The 22,725-nt window shown below is 45.7% G+C and carries 17 protein-coding genes and 1 tRNA gene; 5 read left to right on the top strand and 13 right to left on the bottom strand.

What is annotated here, in order from left to right:
• Positions 1 to 100: 100 nt before the first annotated feature.
• The 5 genes from QUA25_RS09970 to ldpA form a co-directional block, all read right to left on the bottom strand.
• On the bottom strand, positions 101 to 1,561 hold the full coding sequence (locus QUA25_RS09970; protein ID WP_333037298.1) for a methyl-accepting chemotaxis protein: 1,461 nt from the start codon (positions 1,559 to 1,561) through the stop codon (positions 101 to 103).
• 402 nt (positions 1,562 to 1,963) lie between these two features.
• Positions 1,964 to 3,094, bottom strand: a complete 1,131-nt coding sequence (locus QUA25_RS09975; RefSeq protein WP_333037299.1) for a chemotaxis protein CheW — start codon at positions 3,092 to 3,094, stop codon at positions 1,964 to 1,966.
• A 3-nt stretch (positions 3,095 to 3,097) separates the two neighbouring features.
• Positions 3,098 to 4,666: a CheR family methyltransferase gene (locus QUA25_RS09980; protein ID WP_333037300.1), complete on the bottom strand. Its 1,569-nt coding sequence runs from the start codon at positions 4,664 to 4,666 to the stop codon at positions 3,098 to 3,100.
• A gap of 497 nt (positions 4,667 to 5,163) precedes the next feature.
• Complete coding sequence (locus QUA25_RS09985) at positions 5,164 to 6,930, bottom strand: R3H domain-containing nucleic acid-binding protein (protein WP_333037301.1); 1,767 nt, start codon at positions 6,928 to 6,930, stop codon at positions 5,164 to 5,166.
• A gap of 122 nt (positions 6,931 to 7,052) precedes the next feature.
• Positions 7,053 to 8,204: a circadian clock protein LdpA gene (gene ldpA, locus QUA25_RS09990; protein ID WP_333037302.1), complete on the bottom strand. Its 1,152-nt coding sequence runs from the start codon at positions 8,202 to 8,204 to the stop codon at positions 7,053 to 7,055.
• Between the two features lie 183 nt (positions 8,205 to 8,387).
• Here ldpA and QUA25_RS09995 point away from each other — a divergent pair, with 183 nt between their 5' ends.
• Positions 8,388 to 8,543, top strand: a complete 156-nt coding sequence (locus QUA25_RS09995; RefSeq protein WP_333037303.1) for a hypothetical protein — start codon at positions 8,388 to 8,390, stop codon at positions 8,541 to 8,543.
• Positions 8,544 to 8,630: 87 nt separating this feature from the next.
• Here the strand turns inward: QUA25_RS09995 and QUA25_RS10000 are convergent, their stop codons facing one another.
• Both QUA25_RS10000 and QUA25_RS10005 read right to left on the bottom strand, forming a co-directional pair.
• Complete coding sequence (locus tag QUA25_RS10000) at positions 8,631 to 9,950, bottom strand: four-carbon acid sugar kinase family protein (protein WP_333037304.1); 1,320 nt, start codon at positions 9,948 to 9,950, stop codon at positions 8,631 to 8,633.
• Positions 9,951 to 10,255: 305 nt separating this feature from the next.
• Entirely contained in the window at positions 10,256 to 10,903 is a 648-nt protein-coding gene (locus QUA25_RS10005; protein ID WP_333037305.1) for a hypothetical protein, read from the bottom strand.
• A 96-nt stretch (positions 10,904 to 10,999) separates the two neighbouring features.
• On the opposite strand from QUA25_RS10005, the gene QUA25_RS10010 reads away from it, so the two are divergent.
• The gene (locus QUA25_RS10010; protein ID WP_333037306.1) at positions 11,000 to 12,172 is read left to right on the top strand and encodes an IscS subfamily cysteine desulfurase; all 1,173 of its coding nucleotides are present in this window, start codon (positions 11,000 to 11,002) and stop codon (positions 12,170 to 12,172) included.
• 133 nt (positions 12,173 to 12,305) lie between these two features.
• Here QUA25_RS10010 and QUA25_RS10015 read toward each other — a convergent pair whose 3' ends face one another.
• Together QUA25_RS10015 and QUA25_RS10020 are read right to left on the bottom strand one after the other, a co-directional pair.
• The gene (locus QUA25_RS10015; protein ID WP_190657555.1) at positions 12,306 to 13,310 is read right to left on the bottom strand and encodes a glycosyltransferase family 2 protein; all 1,005 of its coding nucleotides are present in this window, start codon (positions 13,308 to 13,310) and stop codon (positions 12,306 to 12,308) included.
• Between the two features lie 73 nt (positions 13,311 to 13,383).
• The gene (locus tag QUA25_RS10020) at positions 13,384 to 14,091 is read right to left on the bottom strand and encodes a C40 family peptidase (protein ID WP_333037307.1); all 708 of its coding nucleotides are present in this window, start codon (positions 14,089 to 14,091) and stop codon (positions 13,384 to 13,386) included.
• 108 nt (positions 14,092 to 14,199) lie between these two features.
• Here QUA25_RS10020 and QUA25_RS10025 point away from each other — a divergent pair, with 108 nt between their 5' ends.
• Positions 14,200 to 15,138, top strand: a complete 939-nt coding sequence (locus QUA25_RS10025; RefSeq protein WP_333037308.1) for a serine hydrolase — start codon at positions 14,200 to 14,202, stop codon at positions 15,136 to 15,138.
• 219 nt (positions 15,139 to 15,357) lie between these two features.
• Entirely contained in the window at positions 15,358 to 17,121 is a 1,764-nt protein-coding gene (locus tag QUA25_RS10030; RefSeq protein WP_333037309.1) for a macro domain-containing protein, read from the top strand.
• Positions 17,122 to 17,240: 119 nt separating this feature from the next.
• Here QUA25_RS10030 and QUA25_RS10035 read toward each other — a convergent pair.
• The 4 genes from QUA25_RS10035 to alr form a co-directional block, all read right to left on the bottom strand.
• A tRNA-Ser gene (locus tag QUA25_RS10035) sits at positions 17,241 to 17,329 on the bottom strand.
• Between the two features lie 153 nt (positions 17,330 to 17,482).
• Positions 17,483 to 18,610 (bottom strand): patatin-like phospholipase family protein, encoded by a 1,128-nt coding sequence (locus QUA25_RS10040; protein ID WP_333037310.1) that lies wholly within the window; start codon positions 18,608 to 18,610, stop codon positions 17,483 to 17,485.
• A gap of 47 nt (positions 18,611 to 18,657) precedes the next feature.
• A complete protein-coding gene (locus tag QUA25_RS10045) occupies positions 18,658 to 19,506 on the bottom strand; it encodes a mechanosensitive ion channel family protein (protein WP_333037311.1) in 849 nt (282 codons plus the stop codon).
• A 239-nt stretch (positions 19,507 to 19,745) separates the two neighbouring features.
• The gene (gene alr / locus QUA25_RS10050) at positions 19,746 to 20,948 is read right to left on the bottom strand and encodes an alanine racemase (RefSeq protein ID WP_333037312.1); all 1,203 of its coding nucleotides are present in this window, start codon (positions 20,946 to 20,948) and stop codon (positions 19,746 to 19,748) included.
• Positions 20,949 to 21,082: 134 nt separating this feature from the next.
• On the opposite strand from alr, the gene QUA25_RS10055 reads away from it, so the two are divergent.
• Entirely contained in the window at positions 21,083 to 22,663 is a 1,581-nt protein-coding gene (locus QUA25_RS10055; RefSeq protein ID WP_333037313.1) for a peptidoglycan-binding protein, read from the top strand.
• Positions 22,664 to 22,725 lie beyond the last annotated feature (62 nt).

Here is a 22,725-nt window from a genome sequence, read left to right on the forward strand (position 1 = left end):
ATCGCTGGAATTGTAGCGATGCCGATCGCCAAAGCAATTGATTTAATTTTTAAGGATATATTTCGCATTTTTTGGGAACTATTTATAATTCATCGATCTCCTACAAAACTGCTTTCAAATCTAAGGCTGCTTCATTCAATTTTTGAGTACCGACTTTAGTTTGACTGATACCGCAAGCGGTTTGGGCTGCGGCTTGATTGAGAGAGTTCATAGCTTGCACTACCTGTTCGATCGCGATCGATTGCTGTTTGGCATTCAGCGAAATTTGCTGAGAGCTCAAAACCACATTGTTAATGGCATTGGCAACTCCTGCAAATGCCGCTGCGGTTTCTGAGGCAATATTCACGCCAGACTCCACTGTTTTAGTTCCTTCGTCTGTCACCATTACCGTTGAGTTAATCGCCTTTTGAATATCAGCAACTAATAGATTAATTTGAGCTCCTGACTTTTTACTGCGATCGGCAAGTTTGCGAATTTCTGACGCCACCACGCCAAACCCCTTACCGTGTTCTCCCGCCCGCACTGCTTCAACAGCAGCATTGAGTGCTAACATATTAGTTTGATTGGCCAAATCGCTAACTACAGTTGAGATATTACCAATGTGATCTGTTTGTTCACTCAACTCTATAATTTGTCCTTGGATATCCTGAACTTTAGTTTTCAGAGTTGCCATTGCTTCTAAAGTTTGTTCTACAGCTTTTGTGCCACCTCCAGCTAAATTCAAAGCTTGCATTGCTTGAACCACGGCGGTTTCTATTTGCTGTGATGTCGCCCTAGAAGATGCTCCCAATTCGTCCATTGTAGTAGTAGTTTGATTTACTGAAGCTGCTTGCTGACTTGCCATCCGTTCCTGTTCTTCCACGGTGGCTGCAATCTCAGTGGAAGAAGCGGCGATCGAGCTAATTGCCCGATCGATAGTTTGGGCAATTCCTGACGAAATCACCCAAGCTATAACCGCACCTAACACCAATAAAAACACGGAACCAAATACCAATGCCGAGATCAAGAAAATTAAGGATTGCTTCGTTTTTTCTGTAGCTTGCTTAATCGCTTTTACTTCTAGTGCGCGAAATTGCTTATTTACTTCCACAAATTCATCCACAAATCGTGTCTGTTTTCCGGTGTTAAAGAGAGCCAATGCTGCGGTTCTATTATTTTTTTGTAATAAAGCAACTATTTCGGTAGAACCGTCATAATATTCGTTGCATAGCTCTAGCATCTTCTCTAAACGCATTCTCTGTTCAGGATTTTCCATTTTCAACTCCGCACTATTCCCCGACTCCCGAGCTAATTCTCCCCCTGTTTGAAAATCATTTAAAAACTGGGGATTTTTATTAATTAAATACCCGCGCATTCCGCGTACCATTTGTTCAGCACCTGCGGACATATCACTTGTGTGTCTGATTACATTTTCAATCCTTTCTACTTCTGCAAAATTATTCAAAACCTGATTAGTAGTTGTATAAACTAGGACGGGAAAACCCAAGTATATAGTTGCAGGTGCTACATAAGCCAGCAGCATTCTATTTCTAATATTTAATTTTATTAACTTAGAAAACATATTTTTCTCCTTAATTTAAGCACGTGCATACACGAATTAGATTGCTTAGTCAAATCTCACTTGAAAAGCGGATTTGGTATAACTCAATACGCTTGGGTTAAAACTATTTATTCCTCAGAGATCCCCGTCGCATCCCCCGCATCGTTGCGAGGACTTTGAGTAAGTTGTTGTCCCCGCCTTGAGAAGGGGGGCTAGGGGGATCGAGCTTAACTCAACCGTATTGTGGCATAACTAACTTCTTTAGTCCTGGACGCATTTCAAGATAATTCTCTCATGCTAAGTCCCGCTCGTTACCCGTTCTGATCTCTGCGTTGGATCGGGATTGCGAACGAAATGAAGCATCAAGCGAGATGCTTCACTGGACTCATGACAGATATGCTTTGCGTAAGTCCTGTTCTGGATTCAAACCTCTTCATCAACAACTACTCCTCCTTTTGTCAGCAGTTTTTGCAAGTTCAGAATAGCCATCATTTTTTCCCCGTAAATAGCTGTCCCCCGTAGATATTCGCGGTTGGCAGAATGCAGTGCTGCCGGAACAGCCGCAATTTCCGACACATTTAAGTATATAATATCTAAGATTTCGTCAACAACTATACCCGCGACCAAATCGACCACTTCAACAACGATCGCCTTAGAGAGATAATTTGCAGTCTCTAACATATTTAAAGACATATTTAAAACACTGCGAATATCAATTAGCGTCACAATTTCTCCCCGTAAATTTATATTTCCCACTATGCGATCGGGAGTGCAAGGAACCGGAGTTACTTGGTTGATATCAGTAAATTCGCGGACTAGATCTAAATGAATACCAAAGTATTCGCCATTCAAAACAAACACCGCCAAGGACATATTAATTGCAGCATCATTTTCCCCCTCGCCTCGCCGCCTCAAATGATTAGCGCGCGATTGAAAAATTGCTTTTTCTTCCGGGGTAGCCTGCGGGCAAAAAACGTGACGCTTGCTCAAAATTTTAGGAGTTTTACCTAACAATTTTGCACTTATTTGCCCGTGTAAATTTTCCGTCTCTGCCTCACCTGCTGCTGCTTCACTACCTGCATTGCTTGGAGAAACAAACCAGCTTTCCTGTGACTTTTCGGGAGAATATCGAATTAAGTGATCGAGATTCAGCAGCATGATAATATCGGCTTCGCTGCGGGCAAGTCCAGCTACAAAATAATGAGAGGCTTCTGAATTCTCTCGCCCGTAAGATAGCTGCGGAGTGATGGCCTCTTCTGAGAGTTCCTTAACTTCGCGAACTTGATTGACAATTATACCGACTTTCGATTCTTGCCACTCTATGACGATCGTACTATCTGTCACAGAATACTCTTGCCAAACGTATCCAAAACGAAGATTTAGATCCATCACGGGCAGAATTTCGCCGCGAAGGTCGATCGCCCCAACAATATCTTGAGGTGCTTCTGCAATTGCTGTCAACTCCGGCAAAAAGAAAATTTCCCGAACGTAGCAGGCTTCTATACCGCAGAGAAAACCGTTCTGTTCAAAGATAAGATACGGTTTAGTTTCCATATTTTAGTGTACAGTTTCTTTACTGTATAATTTTAACAATTTTTTTTTAACATTCATCAGCACTTGACTAGCTGTCATTTTCCCCTGGGAATCTATGGGAGTGTGGGGCGGTAGTGCTTTCAGGATTTCACAAGATGAATTGTACATTTTAAGAGCTCTTTTTACTTGACCTTCTTTATTGTATATATTCCCTAGTTCTATATAAGCTGAAACAAAAGAGGGACACATATAAATAGTCCTCTTTAATAATTTTTTTGCTATTTCCAATTGTCCCTGTTCTTCAGCAATTTGAGCTTGTAAATAATCCGTATATACTGATCCAGGCTCTACTTTTCTAGCTCGATTACAGTATTCTATTGCCTGAGAATAATTACCGGCATTTGCCTGAACTTGAGCGATTAAAAAATAAGCATCAAAATTAGGCCCCTGCAACTCTATTGCCTGTTGTGCCTTGTTGATTGCTTCAGCATAATCTTGATTTTTAAATAATTTTTTAGCCTCTAAAATTAGCATTTGAGGCGTTTGATTTTGAGTATTTTCTGCTAGTATTTTTTCTGTAACTGACACGGCATTGTTCGGCAAGCCGTCCTCCAGATAGCGAGAGGGCAGCATATTCCCCAGCGGATTACTTATTTTTAATACGGGCGGCATCTCTATCTCTGGAAAATTGCTGTTAGTAGTAAAACGAGGTGGCATAGTTTCCCCTGTTAGCAACTCACCACTATCATCGCCCATAGTATCTGCTTTCGGGAATTCCCGAAATGCCGAGTTGGCTTCCCCTAGCGTCGCAACCCTAGACTCTATTTGACAGCCTTCCTCCGGTACTGCATCCCGACGCTGATACACCACGGACTCCGGGAAAATCTTGGGTTCAAACTCGTTCATAATTTGACCATAAACTTCAGCGTGACCGGTCATTAAATACCCTCCAGGTCTCAGGGTGTTGGAAAATTTTTTCAGTACCAGTGAAATATACTTATGTTCAAAATACACAAAAACGTTTCTACATAAAATTAAGTCTATGTTATAAAGATTTTGGTAAATATTAGGAAAGTCATCTGTGATTAAATTTACACAACTAAAATTGACACTTTCGCGCAATTCTAGATTAATTTCCCAATCATTTTGCCTCTGATGAAAATACTGCATTTGTATCTGCGGTTCAACCAAGCGAAACGACCAATGACTGTAAACTCCTCTGGGCGCTTTTTTGATGACTTTTTCATTGATATCTGTACCTAAAATTAATATTTTCCATTGCTCCCAATCAGTAATCAATTGTTTTAAAACAATAGCTAAAGAATAAGGTTCTTCACCGGTGGAGCAGCCCGCACTCCAGATTCGCAGTGTCGGCTGCATTCCCAAGGTTTTGTGCAAGTTTCTTTTCTGCTCTATCAATTCAGGAAAAATTACTCTGTTTAACAGAGCAAACTGTCCTTTATCTCGCATAAAATAACTTTCAGTTGTTGTTAATAGCAATACTAATTTTGCCCATTCATTTTTACTTTCAAAAGTTTTGGCGGTTAAAAGTTTATAATATTTTTCTGGTTCTGCAATTTTTTGTTCTCTCATCCGAGTCATGATTTTATGAGACAAACCCGCTCGATCTTGAGACCTGATTCGCACACCCATCTCAGTAGTAATTAAGTTGATAAATAGCTGAATTATGGAATCATTCATGTCAACTGAGGTAGATTCATTTAATAATTTGGGAAGTGGCAACTTTTACTGATCTGGTGCTGAGTTTGGGCTGAGCATAGCTGCTAGCCTGCGGCTCGTCGGTTCGCAAAGCTGCAGGGAGCAGAAGGGAAGTGCGTAGCTGAACTATTGGAAATTGGAGAACTTGTAAGCTCGTGTAGTAGAAGTATTGGGAATTGGGAATTGGGGAATTTGGAATTAGAAATCGGGCATTTAGCCGATCGCCTTAACAAGAACAGTGTTACACCACATCATATCAGAAACTTGCCAGCTACTTAAAGGAAAAAGGCAAAAGGTAAAAGACAGAAGCCAGGAAAAAATTATCCCTTCTGCCTTCCACCTTCTGCCTTCAAAGGCACTAATCTCCCACTTTAAGCTGGATATATCCGCAGGCGGCGATTAGGTTCTTCCCCAAAACTGTGGGATTTCAGGTGATAGTGTTCCACAAGTTCGTGCTGCATTTTGCGGACATTCGGAGAACGGGGCAGGAGTTCCACCGGCTGTCCCTTGGGAATGACAATTTGCTCGACTGCTAAGCGCGTTTCTTCGAGAGCTTCGAGCTCGTCAGAAGAACCGCTGCGGGCGAATAAGGCGAGGTCTGCCACTTCCGGGGTGCCGGGGTCATCCATGTCCAACAGACGCCGCAAAGCTCTGGCTACGTGGGGAATAGTGGCGGCCTTAATTGTGTGCACGGGAACTTGGCGAGTTTTGGCCAAGTGCCTCAATTTCGACTGGTTCCGAACGTTCGACCGCAAAGCCACAACCACGTCAGCGCTCTCAATATCCTTCGTCAGCAGTACCGGCAGGTTCAGCGTCGAAATCACCTGTTCGAGCTGGTGGCGAGGTATGCCGTAAGGATAAACGTGGAGGGGCAAATCTTCGCCGTTAGGGCCGACATTATGGGAATAGCGTCCGGCCTTGGGTACCGGTTCGACGGACAGGGATTCTTCGAGCAGTTGCTCGAAATACCGAGTCTCAGAAACCGGCGCGCTTTTAGCAGCAAAGTTCTCGCTGGGAGCGGGCATCGGCACCATTTTGCCAGCACTCCGCCACCCTGAGATCGGTGTGACGGGCCGGATTGCCGATACCGCAGCCGGACCGCTGGAAGCTGCCATCCCCGGAAACCGGGCGGGGGGAGTTGCCGACTCCTGCTCGATAATTACTTCTCCAGCCTCGCTGACGCTTCTGATTTGCTGGCTCGGTTCGCGTCCCCGCAGCAGAGTGTCGATCGAATCTGCAACTCGCTCGTGGATTACCCAGCGCTGGCGTTCCAGCATTTCGATGGCAATTTCAAAAGTTGGCGGTGCTTTGCGCTCCAAAACCGTCTTTTGAGAACCGCGCCGTCTTGCTTCGTCATCTCCCAGCGTCACCGCTTGGATGCCCCCAATTAAATCTGCCAGAGTTGGATTTTTCATCAAGTTTTCGATCCGGTTCCCGTGGGCGGTACCGACCAACTGCACGCCCCTTTCGGCGATCGTCCGAGCTGCCAAAGCTTCGAGTTCCGTGCCGATTTCGTCAATCACGATCACTTGCGGCATATGGTTTTCCACTGCTTCGATCATGACTTGGTGCTGGAGTTCGGGACGGGAAACTTGCATTCTGCGAGCTCTGCCGATCGCTGGGTGGGGAATATCTCCATCTCCGGCAATTTCGTTGGAGGTGTCGATGATTACCACCCGTTTTTCCAAGTCATCGGCGAGCACGCGGGCAATTTCCCGCAGGGCCGTAGTTTTTCCGACTCCGGGGCGACCGAGCATCAAAATTGACTGACCGGTTTCCACTAAATCGCGGATAATGCCGATCGTCCCGAACACAGCGCGGCCCACCCTCAAAGTCAAGCCGATAATCTCGCCGCTGCGGTTGCGAAGGGCGCTAATTCGGTGCAGGGTTTGCTCGATACCGGCTCGGTTGTCGCCGCCGAAGTGGCCGACTCGCTCGATGCAATAGTTGAGGTGTGCCTTGGAAACCGGTGTTTGGGAAAGAGGTTCGGCCAAGGATGGAAAACGAGCTTCAGGTTGGCGGCCCAAATCCATGACAATCTCAATGAGATTGTTGCGCTGCGGGTGCTGCTCTAAGGGCTGCCGGATCTCATCTGGCACGATGTCTAATAATCTGTTGAGGTCGTCTGTAATCTGCATTCGCCTCGATGTGTTCGGTGACGTTTTCAACTTTTTAGTCAGTTGTCAGTTAACAGTTGTCAGTTGCCAGTTGTTTTTTACTTGTAACTAATGACTAATGACTACTGACTACTGACTACTGACTAAAATTCTTTGAGCGGGGAAACTAGAGAACGAGCTAAACTCACGGCCTGTGAGAGAAGTTCTGGGACGGCTTCGAGTTGAGGTAGCCGAGATGTTTGAACTCCGGCTCCTGGCCGCGCGACTGCCACCGGAACGGCATAGGCTCGATCGGTCTGCATTGTTTCTAACTGTTCTAAAATTGGCGATAGCAAAACCCTGGCATAGCTGCCGTAAGCTACACCTGCAATGTATGGGACAGGGGGAACTGACAAATTTTTCCCGCCATCCTTCATCAGTCCCTCGGCTCTCAGCTTGCTGACAGTGTGAGCATTAGTGCCGCCTGCAAGTTGCACGTATCCCGGCAACTGGGCAGCCAAAACTTTTTGACCGAGTTTGACCGCGGCTCTAGTCGTTCCTGTTCCGATATCTCCGCTCATTGGCCTACCGTCCGTTTGCCAAATTAGCGGACAAGGAAGGGGGGAAATTATTTTATAGAGTGTCCGCAAATAATCAATCAAACCCTCTCCATCGGGGCAACTAATTGCTATTACCTTGAGTTGACCGACCCAGGGAGCTATACTCGACCAAAGTCGCCCAAAATCTGCCTCTCTGCCTACTTGCGTGTGGATTTCTAGGGCGTCCGCACCGGATTGCAAGATTAAAGGTGCGATCGCGGCGGGAGCAGACACGTAAGAACGAGTATAAATTAGTTGGCTCGGACAAATCGGCAGACAGCGACCGCAGCCATAGCATTGCTGGTCTATCACCCCGGAAAAACCACTGCCAGCACTCTGAAAAACTATTGCTTCGGCTGGACATATTTTTTCGCACGGCCGCCAGCAGTCCGCCGGACAATCGGCTGGGTTGAATTCGGCTTTGCGAAAATGCGGGTCTTCCCCATCGTTTAAACTCACCATCAGCAAGGGCAACCCTTTGCCGCCAAACCTGCGGTTTTGAGTTCTTGCCTGTAAGTCGCTGGCCACTTGTAGGGCTTCTTTCGCTGCGGCGACGGCGGCGGGATCGGCCGCGACATCGATACAGTCAGCGCCTGCTAAGGTGTAAGCCAAGGTGAGATTCCGTACAGCAGGCAGGTGTTGAAAGCTCGCCCCACAGATCAGCTTGAACCAATGGCCATCTTTTAATGAGTTTAGGGGATGATAATGTTCTGTCACCCTTATATGCTAATCCTTTGAGCTAAAAATTACTATGTGGAAATTTCTACTTAATTTTAAAATTTAGGCTGGTACAAGCTGGAAACGCTACTGATAGCAGTAGCTCTGGTGCTGTTGGCCCTATATGTAGAGTTCGGAGGTAACTATTTTTGAGAAATCTAATTTTTTTGAGAGTGCCTAACGGTGACGCGATTTTTAAGTTTGGCGATCGGCTTTACTTACAGACAGACTCTCTATCATATCATAGTTGGGTGGATTGGGCAAGGAAAAAGTAGGCGAGAGATTTTTTTTGAAGTGGTGGTGCAGTGGCAGTTGCCATCAAGTTCGATCGAGCATTGAAACTCATCGACCAACCGCAGATGAACATTCTCCTCCCTGACTAGAAGCTAAATTCATCTGCGTTAATCTGCGATTGGTCGAACTATACTACTTGCTCAGCCGCTTGTAAACCGTAGCCAAAGCATGGCTATCCCCCACATTTCCCGGAAACAAAACCACTGGTAAATTGGGAAACAGAGGATGATCAGCATCGGTTTTTACGACCGAACAACCTGCGATAATTTGACCGATTTGCCTGACACTTTTCAGCGACAAACCTGTACTCAAAACATCATTAGAAGTAATGCCGCCCTTGCTAATCAAAAACCCGATATCGGCAGGCAGCCCCCGCACGATATCCATCAGTAAAGCAGAAACCGCTTCTCCAAATTTTAACCTAATTTCTGCATTGTCAAATTCGAGTTCCTTGCGGCTGGTATAAATTACAGGCGTTTTACCATCGGCATGAGCAGTGCGGCATTTTTCGAGAATTTCATCGAGCATTTGGGTGCGATACTCTGGTGAATCTTCTAGCAAGTGAGATACATCTATTTCAATGCTAACTATATTGGGTTCTTTTAACAAGCGCTCCAATTGTTCAGTAGTTTTCTTAACGTGGGAACCAACTATTACTGCACCCGGTTTGCCATCCCTGACGTATTTTGCCATTTCGTCGGCTGCTACTGGCTGCGGGCCGAGGTCAGCTAAGGACGTTAAAATACTCGCCCCGCTGCGGAATAAAAACTTTTTGCCTTGACTGGCTGCAGCGAGAATGTGTTTGGCAAATGTGTCTAAATCGCCTTGGCTTTCGCCGTCAACAACTGCACATTGGTTGTCTTCCATCTCCATCAGTCGATCTAAACTTCCGTAGCGGATGTCTGCGAGTAAAATGCGATCGACTGCATCAGCTTTGATGCGACCTTTGGTTTTTTCTTCTACGTAGTCTGGCAGGTAACTGTGACTGTAGCCGAAGACTGAATCTTTGGCAAATTCGGTTTGGTGAACAGGCGTTGCGACGCTGTTAACCATTAGGTAGTGCACGCTGTGGCGGGTAATTCTGCCTCCTTCAAAAAAGGCGGGAATTAGAAAATGTGCGTCGAAGGGGCCGAGTTCTTCGGCGATCGCGTCGGTTTCGATAGGATAGTGACCGCGCAGGGTAGAATCGGAACGGCTAACTATTAGGAAGTCTTCGATTTTTTCGCTGGCGATCGCCCTTTTGAGATTTTGGCACACTTCGCGGGTGACACTGGCTGCTTTTTCGGGAGTTAGCGATCGAGTATTTGTCAGTATGAAGAAAATCGGGGACTTGTCCCGCAGTCCCAAACGCAGGGTTTCTTCGTCCCAACGTGTCAGCAGCAAGCAACTGTGTACAGTTTGAGAACCTGTGGGATCGTCATCGAGAACTATAATCTTGGGTTTAGCTGACATACTGACCTGGTTGTTAACGTCTCCTTTCCAAGATATCCTTACCTGTTACGTAACAGGAAAAAATTTACAATTCTAGCAGAAGAGAAATGGAAGTCGGAAGAAGCAAGAAAGAAAAAGCAGTAATAGCAACGGTTTCAGCGATTAAGAATGTCCTCAACGTCGGGCGCGGTTGCTCTATGATATTTCTTAACAATTCCCAGAACTCATAAATTTTAAAATGTGTTTTAGTTCGATCGCTTCAGTAAGGTGCGCGTTGCTACCAAATAAGGTGGGGCATAAGCACCCTACTAATATTTTCCATTTTTTTAATTAGCAGCGTTTCGGTCTTGGAACTTTTTCATTTCTTCTTGAACTCCTATAGCTAGCTGCAAAGCTTCGTTGAGCAATCGCCCTTGTTTGCTGGCTCGATCGCTAATTTGCAGGGCATTCAAAGTTCTCAAATTATTGGCAAACAGTTCTGAGTTAGTAGCGACAAATTTTTTGTTTTCCCTAAGAATTCTCTCGGTTTTCAGAGCTCGCACTAAATCGTCTCTGATTAGCTGCAAGGCTTGAATGACTTTTGCTCGATCGCCTATTTTGACTGCCGCATTGCCGGCATCTTCTATCTTGTCATTTATTTCGATCGCTTTGATTATACCATTATAGCGATCGACATCATCGAAAAGATTGATTAAATCTTTGTTGTGGCTGCACCGAATTTTCCACGCATCCTCAAAGATTAAACCGACGATCGCAGCGAGGTGGAGGGCGAACCACAACAAATAAGCTCTAGGAAATATTGCAACCAGCAGCCAACAACTGACTAGCACCAAAATAATTAAAAGGACTGTTTTGAGAGCTTCGCGGGCAAAATTAGTCGCACTCGCCGGCCGGTATACGCGATCGGGCCCCGCGCCGCTGAGGTGCTTGAGCTCACCAACAGTAATTTCTAATCCCTGAATGTCAGCTCGCATAAATCTTCACAAATATTTGTTAATTATAAAGTTTTGTAGTAGAACAAGGGGCTCGTCTACAATAAACCTAACATTTTTTTCAACCAAAACTGCACTATGTCCGCACGTCCTATATACCTCGACAACCACGCCACAACCCCCGTAGACAAACGGGTACTTGATGCGATGCTGCCCTATTTTACCGAACAGTTCGGCAACGCAGCCAGCATCAGCCACGTCTACGGCTGGGAAGCAGAAGCAGCGGTAAAACAGTCACGACAAATTTTAGCAGAAGCGATCAATGCTTCCCCCGAAGAAATTGTTTTTACCAGCGGTGCAACCGAAGCAAATAACTTAGCGATTAAAGGTATCGCCGAAGCTTATTTCAGCAAAGGAAAGCACATTATCACAGTAAAAACCGAACACAATGCAATTCTTGACCCCTGTACATATTTGCAAAAATTGGGGTTTGACATTACTGTTTTACCGGTGAAAAGCGACGGATTGATTGATATAGGCGATTTGATAAAATCTATTCGGGCCGAGACAATTTTAGTTTCAGTGATGACGGCTAATAACGAAATTGGTGTCATCCAGCCCATCGCAGAAATTGCAGCAATTTGTCGCGGAAATGACATTCTTTTTCACACAGATGCGGCACAGGCGATCGGCAAAATTCCCCTCGACGTAGAGGAGATGAATATCGATCTAATGTCCTTGACAGCCCACAAAATCTACGGGCCAAAAGGGATCGGTGCTCTCTACGTCCGCCGCAACAAACCGAGAGTGCAGCTAGCGCCGCAAATGCACGGAGGAGGCCACGAACGGGGAATGCGATCGGGAACTCTCTACCCACCGCAAATAGTTGGGTTTGCCAAAGCAGTAGAATTGGCAATTGCAGAAATGCAGTCGGAAACAGAACGAGTGGTTAATTTGCGGCAGCGTTTGTGGGAAAATTTAAGTGAATTGGGCGATGTTTTTCTTAACGGTCACGCTACTAAGAGATTGCCGGGGAATCTAAATATTAGTGTAGCCGGGGTTGACGGTCAAGCGTTGATGTTGGGTTTGCAACCGGCGGCGGCAGTTTCTTCGGGATCTGCTTGCACTTCCGCGAAAATATCTCCATCTCATGTTTTAGCAGCGATCGGGCGATCGGACAAATTAGCTTATGCTTCAATTCGCTTTGGTATTGGCCGGTTCAATACCGAAGCCGAAATAGATGCAGTCGCCGAACACGCGATCGCAACTATTACATCTCTCCGACAAGCTCAAAAAGTCAATCAATTTTAGATTTGAAATTTGAGATTTTAGATAAGAGAATTGAAGATTAGGAAGTAGTTTTGAGTTTTGAGTTTTAAATTATTTAACTTATAACTCAAAACTTTCCCTCTTTTTATGGCAGAGTATAATTGGTATCGAACCCTTACTTAGAACCAAACACCTCGCGCACCCGATAAATCGGTTTTCCCTGCGACTCGTGATAAGTCCGCATCATCACTTCCGCCAGCAAACCAAAACAAAATAACTGCACGCCAGTCAACAGCAAAACTACAGCCAAAATCAGCAAAGGACGGTTCCCAATAATTTGGCCAAAACCCAATTTTAAGACTGTCAAATAAATTCCTAAAATCGTTCCTAACGTCATAGAACTCAGTCCCAAAAGTCCAAAAACGTGCATGGGTCGAGTCAGGAACTTTTTCATAAAAGAAATAGTTAACAAATCCATCAACACGCGAAAAGTCCGCCAAATTCCGTACTTACTTTGACCGAAACGGCGGGCGTGATGTCGCACCGGCAGTTCTGCAATTCTCGCCCCTTCAATAAATGCCAAGGCAGGCAAAAAGCGGTGCAATTCCCCGTACAGATTCAAGTCTGCTACCAACTCGGATTTATAAGCTTTCAAAGAACAGCCGTAGTCGTGCAGAGTTACGCCTGTAACGCGACCAATTAACCAGTTGGCAATTTTAGAAGGAATCAACCGACTAATAGTATTATCCTGCCTATTTTTCCGCCAGCCGCTAACTAAATCGTAGCCTTCATCTAACTTTGCTAACAATAGCGGAATATCAGCAGGGTCATTTTGCAAATCGCCGTCAAGGGTAACAATAGCACGGCCGCGAGCGCGATCGAAACCTGCCGACATGGCAGCAGTTTGCCCGTAATTGCGGCGCAAAATTACAGCACAAAGGTCATCGCGAGTGCTGGCTAACTGCTGGAGAAGTTCAGCAGAACCGTCCTTAGAACCGTCATCTACACAAATAATTTGATAGCTGAGTCCAGATGGTTGGATAGAAGAGGCGATCGCCTCAATCAAATGAGGCAAACTTTCCACCTCATTATACACCGGCACTACCACTGAAACGTCGAGAACAACCTCAGCGCCAGCTTGCTGTGCAGCCAATTTTTCCAAAAATAATGCAGCGTCCATTTATTTATTTGATAACATCAGTAATCATTGGTCATTAGTCATTAGTTAACAGTCAACCGTCAACCGTCAACAACTAACTAGGTTGATAACTTGCCACAACTTTACCATATCCCCGCAATTGCTGGTAATAAGCTTGACTGACTATATCGCCATCGTCCGACAAAACATCGATACCGATACCGTTGCGACCTTGTGCTTGTCCCGAACTGTGAATGTAGCGATTATCTCCGAGATACAATCCTACGTGAGTTGCTTTTTCTGGCGTCCCAAAAAATACTAAATCCCCCGCTTCTAAAGCACTGAGACTAATAGGTTTAGTAAAAGCTTCCTGCTGATAAGCATCCCTCGGCAACCAGATGCCTGCAGCCACAAAAGCCGCTTGCATCAAGCCCGAACAATCATAATTTGGCCCGACTGTACCGCCCCAAAGATAATAATTGGATTGGTTCATAGCCTCACGAGCGAAAGTAATTACAAGTGGTAATTTTTCCTTGATTTGGGCCTCAGAAAGCACCAGAGGATGATACACTGTTTCTGTCGGGTCGAGCAACTCAACATCTCGAATATCCAGCCATCCCGGATAATCATCTTCGCACAGCCGCACCATCACAGCCCTTGTATCCAAGTTTACATCGCTCTGTCTTAGGGGGAGTTCAACGACGCGCAAATGTCGCCCCAGCGCTGCTTGAGTTGCCAATCGATCGCACTTTGGGGAATCGTAAATATTTATGTGCGATCGGGCGCGGTACTCCAGAACATCAGATAATTGATAATTGGCCATTGCTAATTGCTCATTGTTTGCTGTTAATTGTTCGCATTTATTGTTCGCATTTAACGAGAGATTGCCATTAGCTGCTAGCCGTTAACCGTTAACCGTCAGCCATCAACCATGACATTTTTTCACAAAGACGAACAATTAGAAACCCTCGGCAGTAGCATTATAGACGCAGCCAAAGCAGAATTTACAGGATTAAGTGGCGATCGTACAGCCATTACCTGGATAGTCTACGATCCGCCGGTGCGAGTCAATACAGGCGGCGCCCTGAGTCCAGAAGAATTTTGGAAATATCAACCCCGAGGTTTTAGCGCTAGAGCTTCCGAACGAATTTATCCCGCCAGCATCGTCAAATTATTCTACCTCGTTGCCATCTGGGAATGGGCGCAAAAAGGCATGATTCAAACATCGCCAGAATTAGAACGCGCCGTCCGAGATATGATAGTTGATTCCAGCAACGACGCCACCAGTTTAGTAGTAGACGTGCTCACCGGAACCACCAGCGGCCCAGAATTATCACCCGCGCCCTTTGAAAGTTGGAAACAGCAGCGAAACATCGTCAACCGTTACTTTCAATCATTAGATTGGCCGGAATTACAAAATATTAACGTCAATCAAAAAACCTGGTGTGACGGCCCCTACGGTCGCGAGCGAGCCCTTTTGGGAGAATTAATGGAAAATAGAAATATGCTGACTACAAATGCAGCGGCGCGTTTGCTGCACAGTATAATCGGCGGCGTAGCTGTTTCGGCGCAAGCATCGCAAGAAATGATGGGTTTAATGAAACGCAGTTTAGACCCCGCAGAATTAGAGGCAGATCCCGAAAATCAAGTTACAGGTTTTTTAGGCGGCGGATTGCCAGAATCAGCAAAATTATGGTCAAAAGCGGGACTGACAAGTCAAGTGCGTCACGATGCTGCTTATATTGAAATATCGGGCTTGCGGCCGTATTTGTTGGTTGTATTTACCGAGGGCAAAGAGAATAGCAAGAATGAAGAGATTTTACCATTTATATCGCGGCAATTTGTCGAAGCGATGAAAGTGCTTAATTAAACTTTAACTTGTAAATTGACAAAACTTAAAATTTTTGTGGGGCCTGCTCTTATAGCAGCCGCCAATTAGGAGCTTAAAGATACAGCAGGGTGCAGGTTTATGGAGTACAGTGGCAGCAGTTTGTAAAACACTTTCGTAAGTGCTTGGGATTGAAGCGTACTCTATTCACCTCGACTCTACTGTATCATTTAAATAGTCGAGCTCTAAAAGAGGTCAAATATGGACATACAGCTTATCCCCCTACGTGCTGCCGTTTGTTCCGAACGCTCAACGACTCTAGATGTTTTAGTCAGAATTACGCCCCCAGCACCGGAAAAAACAATTGAGCGACCGCAGCTTAATTTAGGTTTAGTAATCGATCGCTCTGGTTCTATGGTCGGACAAAAAATTGAATACGCACGGCAAGCAGCTAGTTACGCGATCGAACAGTTGTTACCAAGCGATCGCGTTAGTATCACAATTTACGATAACCAGATAGAAACCCTAGTTCCTAGCACCCTTGCTACTCATAAATCCCACCTTTTGCAGCAAATTCAAAAAATTCAGGCCAGAGGCAGTACGGCACTGCACGCCGGATGGGTGCAAGGAGGAATTCAAGTTAGCCAACACCTCAATCCAGAACACTTAAATCGAGTCATTCTCTTATCAGATGGACTAGCCAATATGGGCGAAACAAATCCCGATGTAATTGCCTCCGATGTAAACGGTTTAACCAAACGAGGTGTCAGCACTACCACAATGGGAATTGGTCAGGATTACAACGAAGACTTGCTAGAAGCAATGGCGCGGAGTGGGGATGGCAATTATTATTACATTCAATCTCCCGAACAATTGCCAAGTATCTTTCAACAAGAATTACTGGGCTTAATGGCGACAGTTGGCACAAATGTCACCTTGGGAATTGAGCCACAAGCTGGAGTAGAATTGGTTGAGGTACTCAATCAGCTCGATGTCACCCCAAATGGTCGGTTTCGCTTACCTAATTTAGTAATTGGTAATCCAGTTGATGTAGTCGTGCGGCTGAAAGTGCCAGCGATGACAGAGGAAGTAGATTTATGTTATTTTCGCGTCAGTTGGAACGACCCCGAACAACCACAGGAGCAAAAAATCCGCGTTTCCTTGCGCTTACCCGTCGTCAGTGCTGCACAATTAGAGGAATTTCCCTTCAACTCTGAGGTACGACAGCAAGCGATTTTAATGATGACAGGACGCGCCAAACAAGAAGCCGTCAGACTGGTAGATGGAGGGGATTACGATCGCGCCAGCCAACTATTGCAGGAGACAAAACAGCAGTTGCTCAATAATCCCGATCTTCCCATGAGTGCCCCAGAAACGGAGGCAATCACCGACTTAGAAGTACAACTCAAACAGCGAGATTATAACAAATATCGCAAAACGTCAACTCATCAAAGCTACACCCGGGCTTTTTCTCGCAGTAGCGGTCATGTCAGCCTTTTATACGCTTATCGCAAAGGCCCGATCTTGGGGAATATTACTGAAGATTTAGGAGTCGATGCGATCGTTAATTCGTGCGATCGCGACCTATCCAACTCTGGTGCCATATCCAGCGCAATTCACCAAGCTGCTGGACCAGAACTTCTAGAAGAATGTCGCCGTATAGGTGGTTGTGAGGAAGGGGAGGCGAAAATTACTCCTGGCTATAATTTGCCGACACCGTGGGTTATTCATACGGTTTGTCCCCCTTGGCGCGGTGGCTCTCAGGGAGAGGAAGACCTATTAGCAGAATGTTACTGGGGTTGTTGGGAATTAGCTGTACAGCATTCACTGCGGAGTATTGCTTTTCCAGCTATTGGAACGGGAGAAATGGGTTTTCCAGCCGATCGTGCGGCGGAAATTGCTTTTGCACAAACCCGTCGCTTTCTTTTAACATCTAGTGCGATCGGGTCTATTCTTTTTGTTTGTTCCGATTCAGATACTCATCGTTGCTTCCAAAATGAATTCTTGAAAATTTCTGGTTTGTAATGGTTTTAGTAACAAAACTAAGGTAAAACGCGAGCGCTTTTAGAGCCCCGACTTCTCTAAGAAGTCGGGGCTCTAGGTATTCTATTTTTTTAGCTGGGCTTACTTAGAACAACTTAGAACGGAGAGGGAGGGATTTGAACCCTCGAAGGATGTTAACACCCTTAACAGATTAGCAATCTGCCGCTTTCGACCACTCAGCCACCTCTCCAAGATGACAGTAACTAACTATAGCACACACATCTTATTTTTGCCAACCCCTAAGTTAAAAATTCCTCAATCCCTTACTCTGTATACTTTCCGCCCCAGGCAAAAGGCAGATTTTACCCAATATCCGCCTCTGGCCCAACTCCAGACTCGAAACCTACTCCCCAAAGCCCCTAGCTTTCAAGTGCTTCTCCCAACTAAAATTGGAACTCAAAAAGAACCTCTTAGTATACAAATACCCCAAGCGGTACAGGTTAGCCTTGCGATCGCCATCGAGATTAAAGTCCGTCGTCGTCACCCGAGCTTCAGTCACATCAATATTAATCACCCTGCCCTTATCCATTTCCCGCTGGTGATAGCGGTCTCTTGCTTTCATCATCGTTCTGAACATCGCCGCCAGCATCGACAGGGGAGTATCAATCTTAGCTTTAGTCTCAATTCCGGTATCGACTAATCGAAACCCAAAGGTAAACCAGCGCGGCATAGCGGGAGTGGAACCGACGGATTGTTTGTCATAAATCCACAGGGGGAAATTGCTCAAAATTCCGCCATCTACAATTAAGTCATCGCCGAGTTTTCCCGGTTCAAAAAATAGGGGAATACTCATCGACAACCGCACAGCTTCAGCTACGCTAAAATCTTCGGGATTTGCGAGTCGCAACTGCTGGTATAAAGCATCGGAATCTGCCGATTCCTGCCGTCGCAAGTCATCGGGCAGCACCAACATTTCACCGCGAGAGAGGTTGGATATTACTACTTTTAATTCCCGGTCTTTTACGATTTGTTTGACATCGGCAAAAGTGTGCAAGTTACCTCGACCGAGCATTGTTTCCAGCCACTGCCGGAACGGCTGCGCCGAATATTCTCCCATCTGACGGCTAACTGTTAGGAAAAGCAGCGTCCAAGCAGGAGATTGCAAGTCGTCGGCGGGGTCGCCGTTTAAAATTAGAGGACTGTTTTTTTGAGTTAAAAATATGCTGTAATCGAGCTGTCCTAAAATTTCCTCTAAATCATCAATTGACAAGTCGGTTGCCAATACTGCAGCCGTAATTGCACCTGCCGAAGTGCCGGCCAGTTTTCGCCAGTTGATGCCCAAATCGCTACAACACCGGAGTGCTCCTAAAAACGCAACTCCGCGCACGCCGCCGCCTTCAAAAACACCGTCGGCATAGATTTGACCGTTTTCGTCGGGAGGGGGAAATTTGTTGAGAATTGTTTGTTTTTCGGTGGCGGTGATTCTGACACCGGGTTCTTGCAAAATTTGCTGGGGATACCACTTGCTCATGGGAAATACCTCCGATCAATTTTGGGTTTTAGATTTTAGATTTATATCTATTGTTCTTGATTGTTGTCGGCATCCATTGCCTCTTTGACGTATTGTTGAACTTGCGATCGCACTTGTTCGTAGGCCACGGACGCGCACCAAGGTCGGAGAGATAAAATAGTTGTATCGGGAGTAATCTCGGCTACCAAACAAGTCGGGGGCGGATTCTCCAACACCAGCGGGTGAGAGTGGGCAATTTCTAATAACTCAGCTACAGTTGGACGAATTGGCCGATCGCCAATATCAATCTTCAAGTCTACTCGCCTCGTTCCCATTGCCGTTGTATTTTTCAGTGTACCGTTAAACAACTGATTGTTCGGGACAATAATTTTTATGCGATCGTCTGTCACCACGGTTGTTGAAAAAATCCCGATACTGTCCACCACTCCCTTAACATCCCCAGCTTCGATCCCATCTCCGACTTCAAAGGGGCGCAAACTAATCAACATTACCCCAGCAGCAAAGTGCGACAAAGTATTTTGCCACGCCAAACCAATGGCCAAACCCGCGGCACCCACCACCGCAACCACACTGGTAGTTTGAATTCCCAACTGACTCAAAGCGGCGACTACTCCCACTACCAAAATCGTAATTTCAGCAGCTTGAACTAAGAATTTCCGCAGCGTGGCTTCGGTGCGACTCAGTGCTCGGCGAGTCACGCGGCCCGCAAAGCCGATCGCAAATCGCGTAATTAACAAAATGCCGATCGCCCACAGCAGTTGAGGTACAATTTTAAACCCCAATTCTACGAATTTTTTCGAGAATTCTTGGGCTACTTCCAAGGCTTGTGTTCTTTCTGCATTTAGCTGAGAATAGAAGGTTTGAGCTATGGGTAAAAACGTCTGAATAACTGTCATATCAATTGGGAATTGGGAATTGGGAATTGGGAATTGGGAATTGGGAATTGGGCATTGGTAAACGCAGTCTCAGTCTTCTGTATAAGTCTGAGAGTCCGACAGGGGTTGAAAACCCCTGTCTCATAGCGGAAGTCCTCTAAAAGAGGACTAAAATCGATAATTTTATCCTTCAAACTCTTGAGTCGGTTTAAACCGACTTTTGCTATGAGGCAGGGGTTTAAACCCCTGCCGGACGACTGCTAATAGTGTACTGCTACGCGGGGCAATCGGTGTTTAAAACCGCAGAGAATTTCCCACGAAATAGTTCCTAAAGTCGCGGCCCAATCGTCAGCAGTAATTTGATATTCCCCATCTTTGCCCAACAGCGTCACCACTTCGCCGACTTCTAAATCGGGAATATCGGTTACATCCAGCATTAATTGATCCATCGTTAGCGCGCCCACTTGCCGCACGAATTGACCCCGGACTAAAACCTGCATTTTATTAGAAAGATTGCGCGGAATGCCATCTGCATAGCCGATACCAATTACGGCAATCTGTGTCTGGCGCCCAGCTATAAATTGATAGCCGTAACTGACGCCTGTTCCTGCTTCAATTGTTTTCACCTGCGTTACCCTAGCTTTTACCTGCATTGCGGGCTTCAAATTGGATCTCGACTGCAAGTGAGGTGCTGGATAAAGACCGTAGGTAGCTAAACCGACTCGCACTAAATCGTAGTGCAAAGCCGGGTCAGCGAGGGCTGCTGCAGAGTTGGCCAAGTGGAGGCGGGGGGGGTTAATTCCTGCTATTTTAATTTGCTCGATCGCCTGTTGAAACCGCTGGTGCTGCTCTCTCATAACTGCGGGGTCGGGACTATCTGCTGTCGCCAAGTGAGAGTAAATGCTGGCTAATTTTAAATTTGGCAACCGCTGGACTAATTGCACAAATTCTGTTGCTTTTTGCCAGGGCGTACCCAAGCGAGACATTCCCGTATCTAACTTAGCGTGAACTGGCAAAGATTGGTTGAGATCGGCGAGAACTTCCGAAAAAATTAGGGCTTGTTTGGCAGTACAAATAGTGGGCTGCAAGTGCCAATGGGCGATCGCCTTTACCTGTTGGGCTGTATGGGTTGCCCCCAACAGCAAAATCGGCGCTTCTATCCCAGCTTCTCGCAATTCTATTCCTTCGGGAATTGTCGCCACTCCCAGCCAACTAGCACCTGCTTGCAATGCTGTTTGACTGACTGCAACAGCACCGTGACCGTAAGCATCCGCTTTCACAACTGCCATCAGTTCTGTGTGGGGAGATAAGAGCTTTTTAAGCTGTTTTACATTGTGAGTTAAAGCTGCTAAATCGATTTCTACCCAAGCCCGCTGGCAAAGCCCCCCGTTATCGTCCCACAGCAACGTCTGGCGGGATTCTTTTGTCGTTGATTCTGCGGTTGTTTGTTCCCCACTCCACATTGTCGATCGCTCCTACTTGCTTACACCATTAAAAACTGCTTGGAGATTTTACTCTAAGTTTGATTATAATAAGATTCTCTCTTTCATCAAAGTTAACTGGTGTATCATAGCACCAAAAATACCCGGTAAAAACTATGGACGGACTGGCCTACCTACATTTAGCTGAAACTTGGGAAACGGCTGCGGGTCAAACTCGATCGACCCACTCAAAAAGGCACCTGAATTTAGCCTCTTCTGCTTTACTTTTCTTTACGATCGCTCTCACAATTTTCAATTTAGTCAATCCCGCACTCGCCATCAAAAAAGGTGATTCAGGCCCGGAAGTAGCCGAACTCCAGAAAACTCTACAAAACGCAGGCTATTTTCGCGGTAAGGCTACAGGATTTTACGGTTCTCTCACCCAGGCTGCTGTGAAAAAGTTTCAAGCAGAGAACAACCTGAAAGTTGACGGAATTGTTGGCCCTAAAACCTTGTCAGCACTGAAAGGTAAGCCGGAAGACGCCAGCATGGAAGCTGCGGAAAAAATCTCGCCAAAGGTCGATCGATCTTCGCCATCTCCTACCGCCACAGAAAACACAAACGAACTCGAAGATCCAACTAAAACTCACCCCCAAGAACCTCTATTTCAAGAACCCTCTTTGCCACCATTTAAAACTGAAAATTCCGAGGATAAAGAAAGTGAGTTACCACCCACAAGCCTCGTAAATCCTCCCGATAATACTCAAGGAAAAATGACTTTGAAAAAAACAATTTACGGTAACATATCGCCCAAATCAATAGTTTATTCGGGAGCGGGTTTGTTTTTTGCTCAAAACATGATGTACCGCCACACAATCACAGTTTACGACAGGAACTTTAAATTAGTCAAGACTATTCCCGATACAGTAAACTTGTCGAAGTTCGGCTTTTCTAAATTCAAAGGCAATTATAAAGGCTCTCCCGTAGAAGCTGCTTTTTCAACCGATGGCAAATATGCCTACGTCTCCAACTACAAAATGTACGGTTCCGGGTTTAGAAATCCGGGAACCGACAGGTGTTCTCCAGCGGCAAAACACGACCAAAGTTTTCTGTACCGCATAAATACCCAAACTTTGACAATAGAAAAGGTAATTCCTGTAGGTGCAGTTCCGAAATTCAATGCTGTTTCGCCTGACAATCGCTTCGCGCTCGCTAGCAATTGGTGCAGTTGGGATTTGAGCGTAGTTGATATCAATAAAAATCTCGAAATCGAGCGAGTTAAACTGGGTGCATATCCTCGGGGCATTGTTGTTACTCCCGACTCAAAAAATGCCTATGTTGCCATCATGGGTTCTTCCGATATTGCGAAAGTGAATCTCATCGACTTTTCGGTAGAATGGCTGAAGAATATTGGCAATGCGCCGCGTCATTTGACGATCGACCCCAATGGAAATTATCTTTATGCCACTTTAAATGGTGAAGGAAATGTGGCAAAAATTGACATAAAAACGGGTAAAGTGGTAGACAAAGTTTCTACAGGAAAAGCACCTCGCAGCATGACAATTTCCGATCAGGGACAACTGCTTTATGTGGTCAACTATTTCTCGAATACGGTTAGCAAGGTTAGGACGAGCGATATGAAAGTGCTGCAAACAGTGAAGGTTAATTCAAGTCCGATCGGGATTACTTACGATCCGGAAACTAATCAGGTTTGGGTAGCTTGCTATTCGGGCAGTATTATGGTGTTTCAAGATTAATTTAGCTGCTTCGTAGTGAAGGCTTCAGTCCTTACTACAAACAATAACGATTAAATGTTATT

Origin of the sequence: Microcoleus sp. Pol17C6 (genome assembly GCF_036701145.1) — a bacterium.
Lineage (GTDB): Bacteria > Cyanobacteriota > Cyanobacteriia > Cyanobacteriales > Microcoleaceae > Microcoleus.

What these genes read in the sequence shown, in the direction of transcription:
- QUA25_RS09975 (WP_333037299.1), bottom strand. Translation starts at nt 3,094, where the DNA reads ATGGAAACTAAACCGTATCTTATCTTTGAACAGAACGGTTTTCTCTGC.
- QUA25_RS09980 (WP_333037300.1), bottom strand. Translation starts at nt 4,666, where the DNA reads ATGAGAGAACAAAAAATTGCAGAACCAGAAAAATATTATAAACTTTTA.
- QUA25_RS09970 (WP_333037298.1), bottom strand. Translation starts at nt 1,561, where the DNA reads ATGTTTTCTAAGTTAATAAAATTAAATATTAGAAATAGAATGCTGCTG.
- QUA25_RS10015 (WP_190657555.1), bottom strand. Translation starts at nt 13,310, where the DNA reads ATGGACGCTGCATTATTTTTGGAAAAATTGGCTGCACAGCAAGCTGGC.
- QUA25_RS09985 (WP_333037301.1), bottom strand. Translation starts at nt 6,930, where the DNA reads ATGCAGATTACAGACGACCTCAACAGATTATTAGACATCGTGCCAGAT.
- QUA25_RS10045 (WP_333037311.1), bottom strand. Translation starts at nt 19,506, where the DNA reads ATGACAGTTATTCAGACGTTTTTACCCATAGCTCAAACCTTCTATTCT.
- QUA25_RS10020 (WP_333037307.1), bottom strand. Translation starts at nt 14,091, where the DNA reads ATGGCCAATTATCAATTATCTGATGTTCTGGAGTACCGCGCCCGATCG.
- QUA25_RS10005 (WP_333037305.1), bottom strand. Translation starts at nt 10,903, where the DNA reads ATGCGAGCTGACATTCAGGGATTAGAAATTACTGTTGGTGAGCTCAAG.
- QUA25_RS10030 (WP_333037309.1), top strand. Translation starts at nt 15,358, where the DNA reads ATGGACATACAGCTTATCCCCCTACGTGCTGCCGTTTGTTCCGAACGC.
- QUA25_RS10010 (WP_333037306.1), top strand. Translation starts at nt 11,000, where the DNA reads ATGTCCGCACGTCCTATATACCTCGACAACCACGCCACAACCCCCGTA.
- alr (WP_333037312.1), bottom strand. Translation starts at nt 20,948, where the DNA reads ATGTGGAGTGGGGAACAAACAACCGCAGAATCAACGACAAAAGAATCC.
- QUA25_RS10055 (WP_333037313.1), top strand. Translation starts at nt 21,083, where the DNA reads ATGGACGGACTGGCCTACCTACATTTAGCTGAAACTTGGGAAACGGCT.
- QUA25_RS10000 (WP_333037304.1), bottom strand. Translation starts at nt 9,950, where the DNA reads ATGTCAGCTAAACCCAAGATTATAGTTCTCGATGACGATCCCACAGGT.
- QUA25_RS10040 (WP_333037310.1), bottom strand. Translation starts at nt 18,610, where the DNA reads ATGAGCAAGTGGTATCCCCAGCAAATTTTGCAAGAACCCGGTGTCAGA.
- QUA25_RS10025 (WP_333037308.1), top strand. Translation starts at nt 14,200, where the DNA reads ATGACATTTTTTCACAAAGACGAACAATTAGAAACCCTCGGCAGTAGC.